Raw genomic sequence first — 15,025 nt, forward strand, 5'->3', positions numbered from 1 at the left:
CCCCCAGATCAACGGCCTTGGAGTGATCCAACCACCTTGAAGATCATTTCGTTAGGAGTTCTAAGGCGCCGGGGCGGCCCGTTTGGTGTACGAGGTGATCAGCACGGTTTCCATGCGGTCGACGCCGTCGAGTGAGCCGATGCGGTCGGCGAGATAGGCGTGAAGGGCGTCGGCGTCCCGGCAGACGGCGATGGCGAACAGGTTGTGGGGGCCGGTCGTGCTTCCGACGAACGCCGCTTCGGGATCGCCGGCCAGCTCCCGGGCGACGCCGCCGGTCCGGGCGGGCGTGACGGTCAGCCAGAGCAGGCACTGCACGGAGAAGCCGAACAGGCGCGAGTCGATCTCGACGTCGAACCGGAGAACGCCCGACCCGCGGAGTTCGTCCAGGCGGCGGCGGACGGCGGATTCCGACCAGCCGACCCGACGGGCGAGATCCGGGTAGGCGGCACGGCCGTCCGCCGCGAGCGCGGGGAGCAGCCGGCGGTCGAGGTCGGTCAGGGGGACGGGAGCGGTGCCCGCGGTCGGGGCCGGCCTCAGCGCGGCGGCCTGCTCCTCGGTGAGCGCCGACGTCCGGCCGGTCCAGGGGTGGTCCATCGCCGGGCGCAGCAGCCGTTGTGCGTCGATCAGTGTGCCCGGCGGAAGACGGCCCAGCGTGCCCAGGGGTGCCGGGCCCTCTTCGGCGACGTGGAAGACGCAGATGACCTCGGTGCCGCTGGAAGCGACGGTCACCCAGGCGGTGTCGGGACGACGGGCCAGCGCACGGGCGAGCGGGACGGTGCCGGAAGGCGGGACGCGCAGGCGGACCAGCCATTCGGCACGGCCGGTGCGGTGGCTGTCGGTCACCCCGGCCACGCGGGCGATCCCGGTGGTCCGGAGCCGGCCGAAGCGGCGGGCCACGGTGCGGTCGGAGACATCGAGGACGTCGGCGATCCTGCTGAAGGCCGCGCGCCCGTCGAGTTGGAGGGCGTGCAGGATCCGCAGATCGAGTGCGTCCAGCGTGACCGAATCCACCGGGTCAGTGTAGGGCGGTGTCGGATGGCGGCGTGGCAGCGGGAGTTGGGGACCCGGAGCTCGCGGACCGTGCAGCATCGAGGCCATGGCGGTGGCCGTGCTGTTCGACCGATGCGCACGGCGGCGGCTGTCACGCCCGAAGTTCACGCGGTGGGCACGCTGTGCCCTTCCCCCGCAGCCCTGTCCGCTCTGCGCATCTCGTCTCTGTCGGAGGACACGCGTGTTCGGAACCCTCATGCTCCTGGCCGGCCCGACGCTGGGATTCCGTCTCCTCGGCCTGCTGGGTGTCGGCCGGTTCGCGAGCCGGCGGACCAGCGCGGCACACGGTCTCGCCGTCATGCTCGTGGCCACCGCGACCGCGCACTTCGCCCCCCGGGGCATGGGCATGATGCCCGGCCACGACGACATGGCAGCCATGGTGCCGCCCTTCGTCCCGTTCCCCCGCGTGACGGTCTACATGACCGGGGTACTGGAACTCGCCGGCGCTGTCGGCCTCGTCCGGACCGCGACACGTACGAGGGCCGGGATCGGCCTGGCGGTGCTCTTCGTGCTGATGTTCCCGGCCAATGTCCACGCTGCCGTCGAGGACATCCCGTTCGACGGCGACCCGGCCACGCCCCTGTGGTTCAGGATTCCCGAGCAGTTGGTCTTCATCGCCGTCGCCCTGTGGGCGGCCACCGGTGCCCGTGACACCACCCGTCGACCGTGGCCGGGTGTGCTCGGGCGTGACACCGACGACACCGCCGCAGCCCGCTGATCACGGGGGCGGAACTCCCGGGGGCCTGCGGGAGTGGCCGAAGGGGTACCGGGGAGACGTCCGCCTCCCCGGTACCCCTTCGGCCGGGATCGCCGCGTCCGACCAGCATCCGCCCGAAACCGCGGGGCCGCCACTCGAACGGCTCAGCCGTGCGACGGTCCCAGCGCCCAGGCCGCCACGGACAGCGTGCCCATCGACACGATCGTGGACGCCACCACCGCATTGCGGGCGAGCGTGGTGTCCAGCCCGTACTGCCCGGCGTAGATGAAGGCGTTCTGGGCGGTCGGCAGCGCGGAGCACAACACGACCGCGAGGAGCTGGTGGCCGGCGAGGTCCAGGAGCAGGGGCCCGCCGACGGTGAAGGCGATCAGGGGCTGCGCGAGCGTCTTGAGAGCCACCACCGTCCCCAGTTCCGCCCGGCTGACCGGGGCCGTGCAGGCCGCCGGTTCCGGACGGGTGTGCAGCGACAGGCCGAGCGTGATCAGGGCCGTGGGAACGGCCGCGGACCCCAGCAGATCGCAGGAGTGGGTGAACGCCTCCGGCAGCCGCAGGCCGGTGGCCGACACGCAGAGGCCGAGCAGCGAGGCCATGATGACCGGGTTGCGGACCGGCATGGTCAGCATGCGGCGTAGCCCCGCACGCCAGTGGGTGTTTCCACGGTCCGTGCCGGAGTCCAGCAGGGTCAGGATCACCGGCGACACCACCAGCACCTGGAACAGGATGACCTGGGCGACGAACGACGCGTCGCCCAGCACCTGGACGGCCACCGGAATGCCGAGGTTGGCCGAGTTCACGTAGCCCGACGCCATCCCACTGATCGAGCCGTCGGCCGTCTTGCGGCCGAAGAAGCGCCGGGCCACCAGCAGGCCGATACCGGAGACGAGTACCGTGCCCGCGGCGAAAGCGATCACCGTCGCGTTCGCGAACGAACCCAGGCGCGCGTCCGAGACCATCATGAACAACGCCGCGGGCATGGCCACATGGAAGACGAAACGGCCGAGCACCGCCTCGGCCTGCTCCCCGAGCAGCCGCCCCCGCCCGGCCGCGTAACCGATGGCGGTCAGCGTCCAGATGGGGGCGAAGGCGGCGAGCAGGTCATGCATGCGGCTCATGATCCCTGCGTGCCGTGGCCCGGCCGTACGGGGGGCCGGGCCACGGCAGGATCAGGCGGGGCGGGGTGGGATCAGACCCCGACGGACATCCCGGCCTTCGGGGCGGCCTCGCCGCTCCGTTCCCCGAGGTGCTCCGTCTCCACATGGGCGGTCTCACGGGCGGTGAGCGCCGCGATGACGGGCGGCAGGCAGAGTGCGGCCGCGAAGAGCGCGACGCCTGCCCAGTCGTCCCCGTCGGGGCCGGCGATCTGTGAGGCGAAGGCCACGGCGAAACCGGCGATGGCGAAGCCGGTCTGGGTGCCGATCGCCATGCCCGAGAGCCTGACCCGGGTGGGGAACATCTCGGCGTAGAACGAGGGCCAGATGCCGTTGGCGGCGCTGTACACGACACCGAAGACGAGGATGCCCAGCCCCAGCACCAGCGGGTAGCTGCCGGTGGAGATCGCCCACAGGTACAGCGGCATCACCGCCGCGCTGCCGATGGCGCCGATCAGGAAGACCGGCCTGCGCCCGATGCGGTCCGAGAGCCGGGCCCACAACGGGATCGTGAACAGGGCGACCAGGTTGGCCAGGGCGCCGACCCACAGCATTCCGGTGCGGCCCATGCCCACGGCGTCGCTGGTCGCGTACGACAGCGCCCAGACGGTGAAGATCGTGCTGACGGTGGCGATCACCGCGCACCCGACGACCCGCAGTACGTCGGCCCAGTGGTCGCGGAGGAGCACGGCGAGCGGCATCTTCGCCACGCCTTCGGTCGCTGCCTGCTTGGCGAAGACGGGTGTCTCCTCCAGGGTGCGGCGGATGACGTAACCCGTCACCGCGACGGCGATGCTCAGCCAGAACGGGATGCGCCAGCCCCAGGAGAGCAGTTGCTCCTCGGGGAGGGCGGCGACGGGGATGAAGGCGAGGGTCGCGATGAGCTGGCCGGCCTGCGTCCCGTTGATGGTGAAGCTGGTGAAGTAGCCGCGCCGGTGCGCCGGCGCGTGTTCCAGGCTCATGGAGTTGGCGCTGGCCTGCTCGCCGGCCGCGGATATGCCCTGGAGGATACGGAGGAGCACGAGCAGGACCGGAGCGGCACCACCGATCTGCTCCCGGGTGGGCAGACAGCCGATGAGGAACGTCGACAGGCCCATCAGGATCAGCGTGAAGACCATGATCTGCTTACGGCCGACCCGGTCTCCGACATGGCCGAGGAAGAGCGCGCCGACGGGGCGGGCGGCGTAGGCGACACCGAAGGTGGCCAGCGACAGCAGCGTCGCGTTCGCGGGATCGGACTCGTCGAAGAAGACCTTCGGGAAGATCAGCGCGGCCGCGCTGCCGTAGATGAAGAAGTCGTAGTACTCCAGGGCGCTGCCGATCCAGGCGGCGAGCGCGGCTTTACGGGGCTGGGCCTGAGGCTGCGGTGGACCGGTGGCGGGGTCGTGAACGGTCACGTCGTACTCCTTCGGGGACGTTCCGTGCGGGGAGGGCGAGCGGGTGGAGCGAGCGGCGCGGCTAATTAACGCACTAGGTAGTTAGTTGCGGATGGCTACGGATGCTGCGAGGAGATGACGCCCCTGTCAAGAGTCCGCGCAGAACTCACCCGGTCCGCGGTGCACCCGGCCCGCTCCCCGGCCGCCCCGGCCGGCCCCGCTCGGGAACCGGCCCCGGTCGAAGGGTCAGGCTGCCCGGTCGGCCGTCAGATAGGCGATGATCATGTCGCCGAGCATGGTCCGGTAGTGCTCCCGCCGGTCCGTGGCGACCAGGTCGCGGCCGAAGAGCGCGCCGAAGGTGTGCCGGTTCGCGATCCGGAAGAAGCAGAAGGAACTGATCATCGCGTGCAGGTCCACGGCGTCGACGTCCGCCGTGAACAGCCCCGATGCGCGGCCCGAGTCCAGGATGCGCCGCAGGACATCGATCGCGGGGGAGCCGATGCGGCTCAACTCGGCGGAGGCGGCGATGTGTTCGGCCTCGTGGATGTTCTCGATGCTGACGAGCCGGATGAAGTCCGGGTGGTCCTCGTGGTGGTCGAAGGTCAGCTCGGCCAGCCGTCGGACCGCGGCCACGGGGTCGAGGTGCTCGACGTCCAGGAGCTGCTCCGCCTCCCGGATCCTGCCGTACGCCCGCTCCAGCACCGCGGTGAACAACTGCTCCTTGCCGCCGAAGTAGTAGTAGATCATCCGCTTCGTGGTGCGGGTGCGGGCCGCGATCTCGTCGACCCTGGCGCCCGCGTAGCCGAGGCGGGCGAACTCCCGCGTGGCCACCGTGAGGATCTCGTCCCGCGTCCGGGCCGCGTCGCGGGTGCGCCCGGCGGGTTGGACGGGTCCTTCGGTGCTGGTCATCCGGATCCTCCGCGGGCAGTCGGTGAGTGCTCGCGATTCTAGAAGCCGGGGGTCGATGCGGCCGATCCGGGCCGGGGTCTTCCCAGGGCGGCCCGCATTCGGTAAGACTAACTAACCAGTCCGTACATTAATGGGAAGTGAGCGATGCCGAACCACGCCGACCCACCCCACGGCGCCCCGGTCCTCGTGCTGAACGGGCCGAACCTCGGCCTCCTCGGTCCGCGCGAACCCGCCGTCTACGGAACGGGCACGCTCGCCGACGTCGAGGAGCTCTGCCGCCGGACCGCACAGGAGCACGGGCTGCGCGCCGACTGCCGTCGGAGCAACCACGAGGGCGTGCTCATCGACGCCGTACACGAGGCCCGCACGGACCACCGGGGCATCGTGATCAACCCCGCCGGGTACAGCCACACCTCGGTGGCCCTGCGCGACGCGCTCGCCGCCGTGGAGCTGCCCGTCGTGGAGGTGCACCTGTCGAACATCCACCGGCGTGAGGCGTTCCGCCACCACAGCTACGTCTCGGCCGTCGCCGACGCCGTCATCTGCGGGGCCGGTGCCCACGGGTACGCCATGGCCCTCGCCCACCTCGCCCAGCTCCTGGAGGAGAACCGTTGAGCCCGGACTCGTACCTCGTCGGCCTCATCGGCTCCGGCATCGGCCCCTCGCTCAGCCCCGCGCTCCACGAACGGGAAGCGGACCGGCAGGGGCTTCGCTACCTCTACCGCCTCATCGACATCGGCACACTCGGTGTCCCACCGGAGCGGACCGGTGAACTCGTGCGCGCAGCGCGCGACATGGGGTACGACGGCCTCAACGTGACCCACCCCTGCAAACAACAGGTCCTGGACCACCTCGACGCGCTCTCCCCACAGGCCGAGGCGCTCGGCGCGGTCAACACCGTCGTCTTCGAGGGGGACAGGGCGACCGGCCACAACACCGACGCCACGGGCTTCGCCGCCTCCTTCGCCCGGGGGCTGCCCGACGCGGCACTGGACCGCGTCGTCCAGCTGGGCGCCGGCGGCGCGGGAGCGGCCGTCGCCCACGCCCTCCTCGCCCTGGGCGCCGGCCGACTCACGGTGCTGGACGCCGTTCCCGAGCGGGCCGCCGCCCTCGCCGGCTCCCTGAACCTGCACTTCGGTCCGGGGCGGGCGGACGCCGCGGACCTCCTCGACATCGCCGCGCGGACCGCCGGCGCCGACGGGCTGGTCAACGCCACCCCCGTCGGGATGGCCGCCCACCCCGGACTCCCGCTCCCCGCAGACCTGTTGCACCCCGGACTGTGGGTGGCGGAGGTCGTCTACCGCCCGCTGGAGACGACCCTCGTACGCACCGCCCGCGCGCTCGGCTGCGCCACCCTCGACGGCGGCGGCATGGCCGCCTACCAGGCCGCCGACTCCTTCCGGCTCTTCACCGGCCGTGAACCCGACACCGCGCGCATGCTCGCCGACATCGCGGATCTCACGTCCACCCGCTGAACCATGGACCCCCTATCCCCGACCCCCGACGCCCCATCCCCGATCCCCGAAGCCCGGAGGACCGACATGCGTACGTCCATCGCCACCGTCTCGCTCAGCGGCCCGCTCACCGAGAAGCTCACCGCTGCCGCGCGCGCCGGCTTCGACGGCGTCGAGATCTTCGAGAACGACCTCATCGGCAGCCCCCTCACACCGGAGGAGATCAGGGAACGGACCGCGGACCTCGGTCTGACGATCGACCTCTATCAGCCCATGCGTGACATCGAGGCCGTCCCCGACGACGTGTTCGCCCGAAACCTGCGGCGAGCCGAGCACAAGTTCCGTCTGATGCGACGGCTCGGCGCCGACACGGTCCTGGTCTGTTCGAGCGTTTCCCCGCAGGCCCTCGACGACGACGCGCTCGCCACCGAGCAGCTCCGCCGACTCGCGGACCTCGCCCAGGAGTACGGCATCCGCATCGCGTACGAGGCGCTGGCCTGGGGCCGCCACGTCAGTACGTACGACCACGCCTGGCGCATCGTCGAAGCCGCGGACCACCCGGCTCTCGGCGTCTGCCTGGACAGCTTCCACATCCTCGCCCGGGGCTCCGACCCCGCAGGGATCGCGGACATCCCCGGCGACAGAATCTTCTTCCTGCAGCTCGCCGACGCCCCGCTGATGGCCCTGGACGTCCTGCAGTGGAGCCGGCACTACCGCTGCTTCCCGGGCCAGGGCGACCTGGACGTCGCCGGGCTGGTCCGGGCCGCTGTGCGGGCCGGCTACGACGGGCCCCTCTCCCTCGAGGTCTTCAACGACGTCTTCCGCCAGGCGGACGCGGGCCGCACCGCGGTGGACGCCCGGCGCTCCCTCGCCCTGCTGCAGGAGTCCGCCGGCCTGACCGCGCCGCCGGCACCGGTCGTCCCCACCGGATTCGCCTTCGTCGAGATCGCCACCGCCGACACGGCCAGAATCACACCCCTGCTGACCGCGCTCGGCTTCTCCCGCACGGCCAGGCACTCCGGCAAGCCGGTGGACCTCTGGGAACAGGGCGAAGCCCGCATCCTCCTCAACACCGATACCGACACCGGCACCGGAAGCCACCGGCCGGACCCGTCGCTCACCGCCATCGGCCTGGAGAACCCCGACCCGGCGGCGGCGTCCGCCCGGGCCGAGTCCCTCCTCGCCCCCGTACTGCCCAGGCGCCGCGCACCCCGGGACGCCCCGCTGGACGCGGTGGCGGCGCCCGACGGCACCGAGTTCTTCTTCTGTGCCACCGGCCGTACCGGGCACCCCAACTGGACCGGCGACTTCGCACCCGCCCCGCACACGCCGGGCGGCATCGGCGTCACCCGCATCGACCACGTCGCGCTGACCCAGCCCTGGCACCAGTTCGACGAGGCGGTCCTCTTCCACCGCAGCGTGCTCGGCCTCCGGCCGCACGCGAGCATCGACCTGGTGGACCCCTACGGCCTTCTCCGCAGCCGGGCCGCCAGCAACTCCGAAGGAACCGTACGCATCGCCCTCGGCGTGGGGGCGTCCCCCACGGACGATCCCGCACGCCCCCAGCACGTGGCCCTGGCCACCGACGACCTCGTCACCGCGGTCCGCCGGGCCCGCGCGGCGGGCGCGCGGCTGCTGCCGGTGCCCGCCAACTACTACGACGACCTGGCCGCGCGCCACGAGTTCGCCCCCGGGGAGCTGGAGACGTACCGCGAACTCGGCATCCTCTACGACCGTGACGAGAAGGGGGAGTTCCGGCACTGCTACACCGTGACGACCGGCAGCCTCTTCTTCGAACTCGTCGAGCGCACCGCCGGATACGACGGATACGGGGCCCAGAACGCCCCCGTCCGGCTCGCCGCCCAGCGGACGTGAACGTGTCCGCACACCACAGGGCCCCGACCGGTGAACCGGTCGGGGCCCTGTGCCATGTGTCTGCTGGATCAGTACCAGCCGTTGGACTGCCAGAAGTCCCAGGCGCCGCACGGGCTGCCGTAGCGGTCCTCCATGTAGTCGACGCCCCACGTGATCTGCGTCTTGGCGTTGGTCTGCCAGTCGGAGCCCGCCGACGCCATCTTCGAGCCGGGCAGGGCCTGGACCAGGCCGTACGCGCCGGAGGAGGCGTTGGAGGCGTGCACGTCCCAGTCGCTCTCGTGGTCCACGATCTTGTCGAAGCACGCGTACTGGGCGCTGTCGTCGATCATCTTCTTCGCCGTGTCCTGCGCGCTCGCCGTGGTCGTCGGAGCGGCGGCGGGGGCAGCAGCCATCGCCGGGGTCACGCCGAGGGCCAGTCCGGTGGCACCCAGCAGCACGGAGGCGCCGGTGACAGCTGCCTTGCGACGGGTGATGCGGGGCTGGGCGAGGATGCGACGGGCGAACGACACGTGGAACCTAACGTCGGGGACGGGGAGGTCGCGGCCGGCCCTGAAGTGCGGGACCGGTTCTCGTGGACCGCGGGCCGTCCGTACGGACGCTGCGGTGCTCGGCGACGTCATCCATCGTCAGCGACGCGGACCGGGCCGCGCAACGACCGCTGTTACGACCCCGCGTAGTACCGGGGGGCCGAAAGCCACGGACGCGCCGCCCGGAACGCGGCCCCGGCCGGGGGTCACGCCCTACGGGGCCGGGTCGTACAGGACCGAGGTCCTGTGGGCGTCCTCACGCCCTCGGGGCCTCGAATGTGACCTGGGCCTCGAAGGCCGCACGCCGGGTGGCCCGTCGCAGCGCCTTCAGCAGGGTGGGCCCGATCGTGAGGGTCAGGACCACGGTGAGGACGGCGCGGCCCAGGTCCCAGCCGAGCGAGGTGGCCACGCAGTAGGCGAGGAAGCGGACCAGGTTCTCGTGCAGCGGGCCGCCCTCGACGAAGGAGATCCCGGAACCGAGCCCCGCCACGAGCGTCCAGCCCTGCAGGTTCATCACGGTGCCGTACGCGAACGCCGCCACACACCCGTACGCCGCGAGCATCAGCACCTCCCCCCTGCCCCGCAGCCGCTCCGGGCCGGGCAGCAGGCCCGCCCCCATCGCGAACCAGCCCATCGCCAGCATCTGGAACGGCATCCACGGGCCCACCCCTCCTGTGAGCAGGGCGGAGGCGAACAAGGTCACCGAGCCGAGCACGAAACCGAAGCCCGGGCCCAGGACCCGTCCGCTCAGCACCATCAGGAAGAACATGGGTTCCAGGCCCGCCGTCCCCGCCCCCAGGGGGCGCAGCGCGGCGCCCACCGCCGCGAGGACGCCGAGCATCGCGACCGCCTTCGCGTCCAGGCCGCCGTCCGCGATCGTCGCGACGAGCACGCCGACGAGCAGCACGAGCAGCGCGGCGAACAGCCACGGCGCGTCCTGGGCGTGGGCGGTGACACCGGAGCCCTCTCCGGCCAGCAGCGGCCAGCCGAAGGCGATCACCCCGATCGCGCTGACCAGGACGAGTGCGGCAGCGGCACGCGGGCCTATACGGACCGGGCGTGCCGTACGGGAGCCGGTCATGTGGTGGGCTCCCCGGGGTCGGACGCTTCCAGAGCCGTACGTACCTGCCCCACGGTCAGCCACTCCTGCGGGGCCAGGATCTTCGCGGTCTGCGGAGCGAACGCGGGCGAGGAGACCACGACCTGCCGGGTCGGGCCGTCGGCGACGACTTCGCCGTCGGCGAGGATCACCACCCGCTGGGCCAGTTCCGCCGCCAGCTCCACATCGTGGGTGGCCAGGACGATGGCGTGGCCGTCGGCGGCCAGCGCGCGAAGCACCGCGACCAGACGGGCCTTCGCCGCGTAGTCGAGGCCGCGCGTCGGCTCGTCCAGGAGCAGCAGCGGGGGCCGGGCGGTGAGCACCAGCGCCAGAGCCAGGGCGAGCCGCTGCCCCTCGGACAGGTCGCGCGGGTGGATGTCGTCCGGCACACCGGGCAGCAGCTCGGAGACCAGGGCACGGCAGCTGCCCGCGGGAGCGCCCGCGTCGGAGTCGGCTGCCGCGCACTCGCCGGCGACCGTGTCGGCGTACAGCAGATCGCGTGGCTCCTGCGGTACGAGCCCGACCCGGCGCACCATGTCGCGCGGGGCCGTACGGGCGGGATCCAGGCCGCCGACGCGTACGGAGCCCGTGGTCGGCTCGATCATTCCGACGAGCGTGGACAGCAGGGTCGACTTGCCCGCACCGTTGCGGCCCATCAGCGCCACGGTCTCGCCGGGTGCGACGGACAGCGTGACCCGGCGCAGCGCCTCGACGCGCCCGCGCCGCACGCCGAGCCTCTCGACCCGGGTGACGGGATCGTCCGCACCGGGTCCGGGCGCGGTGCGCGGGCCACGGCCGAGCAACCGGCCGATCAGCCCCTGGGGCGCGGCGGCCGGAGCAGGGAGGGGAGTGACGCCGAGGGACGGGGAGGCGGGCCCGGGCGGCAGCTGCACCTGCGCCAGCCGCTCCCGGAGCTCCGCGCCCCGGCGCCGGGCATCGCGCACCGACAGCGGCAGCGGATCCCAGCCCACCAGCTGCCCGAGGGCCACCACGGGCGGGCGTACGGGCGAGACGGCCATGATGTCCGCGGGCGCGCCGATGACGGGGGCCGCGCCGGGCGAGGGCAGCAGGACGATCCGGTCGGCGTACTGCACCACGCGCTCCAGCCGGTGCTCCGCCATCAGCACCGTCGTCCCCAGGTCGTGCACCAGACGCTGGAGCACCGCCAGGACCTCCTCGGCCGCCGCCGGGTCCAGTGCGGACGTCGGCTCGTCGAGGACCAGGACCTTGGGATGCGGGGTGAGGACGGAGCCGATCGCGACGCGCTGCTGCTGGCCCCCGGAGAGCGTGGCGATGGGCCGGTCGCGCAGTTCCGCCAGACCCAGCAGGTCCAGCGTCTCCTCGACCCGCCGCCGCATCACATCGGGGGCGAGGCCCAGCGACTCCATGCCGTACGCCAGCTCGTCCTCGACCGTGTCCGTGACGAAGTGGGCGAGCGGGTCCTGGCCCACCGTGCCGACGAGATCCGCGAGTTCACGTGGCTTGTGGGTACGGGTGTCACGGCCGTCGACCGTGACCCGGCCCCTCAGCACACCGCCGGTGAAGTGCGGCACGAGACCCGATACGGCGCCCAGCAGCGTCGACTTGCCGACTCCGGACGGGCCGACGAGCAGCGCCAGCTCACCCTCGGGGACGGTGAGGTCGACGCCCGAGAGCGTGGGACGGTCCGTGCCCTCGTACTGCACCGACACCTGTTCGAACCGGATCACGGCTGCTCCTTGGACGTGCGGGAGTTCGGCGGCGGGACGGGCGCCACCACGGCGGGCAACAGCCCGGCCAGCACCGCGGCGGCGGGCCACAGCGGCAGCACGGGAGCGGTCAGCGGTACGACACCGGGGCGCAGTGCCGCCGGATCGGCGCTCCCCGCCCAGATCATCGCCGCCGCGACCACCGCACCCGAGCCCGCGACCAGCCAGGCCCGTACACCCCACCGGTCCGGGCGGTAGCGGGTACGGACCGAGCGGCGCCCGCCGAGCCTGAGTCCCGCCAAGGCCGCGACCAGCCCGGCGAGCAGCAGCGGCAACCCGTACACCGCGCCCTGCACGGCCAGCAGCCCGTACGTTCCCGCGCACACGCCCAGCAGCCCGCCGAGCGTGAGCGCGTTCGTGGTGAGCCGGACGGCGGGCGGGACCTGGGCCGTGCGCCCGTACCCCCGCGCGTCCATCGACGCCGCCACGGCCACCGAACGCTCCAGCGCGCCCTCCAGCACCGGCAGCCCGATCTGCAGCACCGCCCCGACCCCGCCCGTCGCACGCCCCCGCAGCCTCCGGGCCGTCCGCAGCCGCACCACATCGGCGACCATGTTCGGCGCGAAGGTCATCGCCACGACGACGGCGACTCCCGCCTCGTACAGCGCGCCCGGCAGGGACTTCAGGAGCCGGGCGGGATTGGCCAGCGAGTTCGCCGCCCCCACACAGATCAGCAGGGTGGCCAGCTTCGCCCCGTCGTACAACGCGAAGACCAGCTGCTCCGCGGTGACCCGGCCGCCGATCCTGACCCCCTGCGCCCAGTCGGGCAGCGGAACCTCGGGCAGCGTGAACACCGTGTGCGTCCCGGGGATCGGCGATCCGAGGAACACGGAGAAGACCAGCCGCACACCGACGACGAACAGCCCCAGCTTGATGAACGCACCGTAGGAGCGGGCCCACGGCGCATCCGTCCGGCGGGCCGCCACCACATAGCCCGCCACTCCCACCAGCAGCCCGAGCAGCAGCGGATTGGTCGTACGGGACGCGGCCGTGGCGAGGCCGAGCGCCCACAGCCACCAGGCCCCGGCCGGCAGCGCGTTGCTGCGGGTTGCCTGGGGCGCGAGCAGCGCACGGTGGAGCCGGGCCGTGCCGGTGGAACGCGTCATCGCCGGCGTCGGGCCTGCAGCACCGCGGCGATACCGAGCAGGAGAACCGTGCCGACCCCGGCCAGCACACCGGCGGACGGACCACCGCCGGAGGAGTCGGAGGAGTCGGAGGAGTCGGAGGCGTCGGAGGCGTCGTCCACGGCGGACGCCGTGGCAGGACCGTCGGATTCCGAGGCGCCGGAGTCCTCACCGACCTGCTCACCGCAGCCCGACGCGGGATAGTCCGAGATCGCACAGAGCATCGCGGAACTGTCGTACCGCAGCGGCTTGGCCACCGAGGCCAGCGCGTCGGCGGTGGTCGCGTCCGGCTCCACCCGGGCACACGCGGTACGCAGCGCGGGCGGCTTCTCGCCGTCCGGGGCGTCCGCCGCCGTACCCGGGTCGATGACCAGCGCGATCCGCTTGCTGCCGTCCTTCGCGGGGGTCCCCGCACAGATCGCCCCGAAGTCCGGGGCGCGGCGCGGCTGCGCCGAATCCTGGGAGTCCTCGCTCACCGAGAACCGGAACCCCTGCACCGCGCCGTCGTCCGGCCGGACCAGGGACGGGCCCTGCGTGGCGTACGACCAGTTCTTCCCGCCGTCGCCCTCCCAGAACGACCAGTAGCGGTAACCGGCCGCCTGCGCGCTGCCCGCGCCCAGCACGGTCAGCAGAGCGCCGACGAGGAGGAGGAGCGCCGCGGTGACCGGCGTGCGCCTCACAGGCCCTGGTTCTTCCGGCGTCCGCTGAGCAGGAAGCCGATGCCCGCACCGAAGGCGAGACCGATGCCGACGAGCCACCAGACACCCAGTCCGCCGTCGTCGCTGCTCGTGTCCTTCTGCTGCTGTGCCGACGCGGTCGGCGAGGGCACGGCGGTGGCGGCCGGCTCGGGCCCGGTCGCGTTGAGCTGCTTGACGAGGTCGACGCCGCCGAAGTCACGGGCGTCCGCCCCCGTCGCGTGTGCGGCGAGCACCAGCTGGGCGGTGGCGGCGGGGCCGCCCTCCTTGGCCCATGCCTGAGAGTTCTTCTGCAGATAGGTGACCGCTCCGGCCGCCTTGTCCTTGTGACCGGACGCGGCCAGGGCGACGACCGCGTCGGCGGTGTTGCCGAAGTCCGGCTGCGGCGCGGAGTCCTCGGCACCCGGCATCGGGGGGAGGTCCAGATGGCCCGACTCCGCGAGCGCGCCCGAGAGGTAGTAGGCGCCGTTCTGCGCGGACTGTTCGGCCGTGAGGCCGGTGCCCTCGTGGCAGACGGGGGCCTTCACCGCGTTGGAGTTGCCGGCGGCCAGGCCCTTGCCCATCGAGCCGAGCACCGCTGCCGCCGTGGCGTCCGCGTTGGCGGTGAGCTTGCCGTCCTTGTCCGGCTGGTACGCGAACGCGCCGCCGCCCTCGCCGCCGCACGGCAGGGCGAACGTCTGCAGCGCCGTGTACGGCGTCTTCCCCGATTCGGTCGTGATGTCGGCCAGCGGCACACCCGCGCGGGCCAGCGCTCCGATCACGACGGCGGTGGAGTTGGCGTCGCTCGGGCTGCCCGGGTTGTACCCCCAGCCGCCGTCCTCGTTCTGTACGGACTTGAGGAAGCCGACGCCCTTGTCCACGACCTCGCGGTGCACGGCCAGCTCGACCACGGCCTGGACCGCGGCCGCGGTCGCGTTGGTGTCCGCCACCGTCTTCGCGTCGCAGGGCTTGGAAGCATCGCGGTAGGAGGCGAAGGCGCCGTCGGCGCACTGCTGGCCCACCAGCCAGTCCACCGACTCCGTGGCGGGCGTGACCAGTTCGATCTTCTGGGCGAGGAAGGCCAGCGACTGTCGCCACACACCGTCGTACGTGGGGTCCTTCGTCCCGTACAGCCCGGCCGGCAGGTCCGCCGACGGGGAAGGACTCGGTGCGGCGACCGCTGCGGGGGCGGCTGCGGAACAGAGCACGGCGGTGATCGCGAGTGCTGCCGCGCGGCGGCGTACGGTCATGGCGGGCTGGGCCTCTCCTGCGAGGACCGGGCACAGGCACACGGATGCACCGGGCTCCGGCCCCGTATACCTC

Annotated in this window: 14 protein-coding genes; 4 read left to right on the plus strand and 10 right to left on the minus strand. The window is 72.6% G+C overall.

Features of this window, described 5'->3' with window-relative positions; translation table 11 throughout:
• Nucleotides 1-60 precede the first annotated feature (60 nt).
• Nucleotides 61-1,011, minus strand: a complete 951-nt coding sequence (locus OG844_RS34755) for an Lrp/AsnC family transcriptional regulator (protein WP_406395744.1) — start codon at nt 1,009-1,011, stop codon at nt 61-63.
• A 220-nt stretch (nt 1,012-1,231) separates the two neighbouring features.
• Between OG844_RS34755 and OG844_RS34760 the strand changes: the two genes are divergently transcribed.
• Entirely contained in the window at nt 1,232-1,768 is a 537-nt protein-coding gene (locus OG844_RS34760; RefSeq protein WP_406395746.1) for a hypothetical protein, read from the plus strand.
• Between the two features lie 143 nt (nt 1,769-1,911).
• On the opposite strand, the gene OG844_RS34765 is transcribed toward OG844_RS34760, so the two are convergent.
• The 3 genes from OG844_RS34765 to OG844_RS34775 form a co-directional block, all read right to left on the minus strand.
• Nucleotides 1,912-2,880, minus strand: coding sequence for an AEC family transporter (locus tag OG844_RS34765; RefSeq protein WP_406395748.1), 969 nt, complete (start codon nt 2,878-2,880; stop codon nt 1,912-1,914).
• A 71-nt stretch (nt 2,881-2,951) separates the two neighbouring features.
• Nucleotides 2,952-4,313, minus strand: coding sequence for an MFS transporter (locus tag OG844_RS34770; protein ID WP_406395749.1), 1,362 nt, complete (start codon nt 4,311-4,313; stop codon nt 2,952-2,954).
• A gap of 225 nt (nt 4,314-4,538) precedes the next feature.
• Nucleotides 4,539-5,201: a TetR family transcriptional regulator gene (locus OG844_RS34775; RefSeq protein WP_406395750.1), complete on the minus strand. Its 663-nt coding sequence runs from the start codon at nt 5,199-5,201 to the stop codon at nt 4,539-4,541.
• A 144-nt stretch (nt 5,202-5,345) separates the two neighbouring features.
• Here OG844_RS34775 and aroQ point away from each other — a divergent pair, with 144 nt between their 5' ends.
• The 3 genes from aroQ to OG844_RS34790 all read left to right on the plus strand — a co-directional run bounded on the left by aroQ (nt 5,346) and on the right by OG844_RS34790 (nt 8,530).
• On the plus strand, nt 5,346-5,816 hold the full coding sequence (gene aroQ / locus OG844_RS34780; protein WP_406395751.1) for a type II 3-dehydroquinate dehydratase: 471 nt from the start codon (nt 5,346-5,348) through the stop codon (nt 5,814-5,816).
• A complete protein-coding gene (locus OG844_RS34785) occupies nt 5,813-6,676 on the plus strand; it encodes a shikimate dehydrogenase (RefSeq protein WP_406395753.1) in 864 nt (287 codons plus the stop codon). Before aroQ ends, OG844_RS34785 begins: the two co-directional genes overlap by 4 nt.
• 66 nt (nt 6,677-6,742) lie before the next feature.
• Entirely contained in the window at nt 6,743-8,530 is a 1,788-nt protein-coding gene (locus OG844_RS34790; protein ID WP_406395754.1) for a bifunctional sugar phosphate isomerase/epimerase/4-hydroxyphenylpyruvate dioxygenase family protein, read from the plus strand.
• 68 nt (nt 8,531-8,598) lie between these two features.
• On the opposite strand, the gene OG844_RS34795 is transcribed toward OG844_RS34790, so the two are convergent.
• The 6 genes from OG844_RS34795 to OG844_RS34820 all read right to left on the minus strand — a co-directional run bounded on the left by OG844_RS34795 (nt 8,599) and on the right by OG844_RS34820 (nt 14,952).
• On the minus strand, nt 8,599-9,039 hold the full coding sequence (locus OG844_RS34795; protein ID WP_406395755.1) for a lytic transglycosylase domain-containing protein: 441 nt from the start codon (nt 9,037-9,039) through the stop codon (nt 8,599-8,601).
• A gap of 274 nt (nt 9,040-9,313) precedes the next feature.
• A complete protein-coding gene (locus OG844_RS34800) occupies nt 9,314-10,138 on the minus strand; it encodes an ECF transporter S component (protein ID WP_406395756.1) in 825 nt (274 codons plus the stop codon).
• Nucleotides 10,135-11,865, minus strand: a complete 1,731-nt coding sequence (locus tag OG844_RS34805) for an ABC transporter ATP-binding protein (RefSeq protein ID WP_406395758.1) — start codon at nt 11,863-11,865, stop codon at nt 10,135-10,137. Before OG844_RS34805 ends, OG844_RS34800 begins: the two co-directional genes overlap by 4 nt.
• A complete protein-coding gene (locus OG844_RS34810; protein ID WP_406395760.1) occupies nt 11,862-13,010 on the minus strand; it encodes an energy-coupling factor transporter transmembrane component T in 1,149 nt (382 codons plus the stop codon). Before OG844_RS34810 ends, OG844_RS34805 begins: the two co-directional genes overlap by 4 nt.
• The gene (locus OG844_RS34815; RefSeq protein ID WP_406395762.1) at nt 13,007-13,708 is read right to left on the minus strand and encodes an SCO2322 family protein; all 702 of its coding nucleotides are present in this window, start codon (nt 13,706-13,708) and stop codon (nt 13,007-13,009) included. Before OG844_RS34815 ends, OG844_RS34810 begins: the two co-directional genes overlap by 4 nt.
• Nucleotides 13,705-14,952 carry a prenyltransferase/squalene oxidase repeat-containing protein gene (locus OG844_RS34820; protein ID WP_406395764.1) on the minus strand — a complete coding sequence of 416 codons (1,248 nt, stop codon included), beginning with the start codon at nt 14,950-14,952 and terminating at the stop codon, nt 13,705-13,707. The genes OG844_RS34815 and OG844_RS34820 overlap by 4 nt, the downstream gene beginning before the upstream one ends.
• Between the last annotated feature and the right edge of the window lie 73 nt (nt 14,953-15,025).

The organism is Streptomyces sp. NBC_00887 (assembly GCF_045207585.1).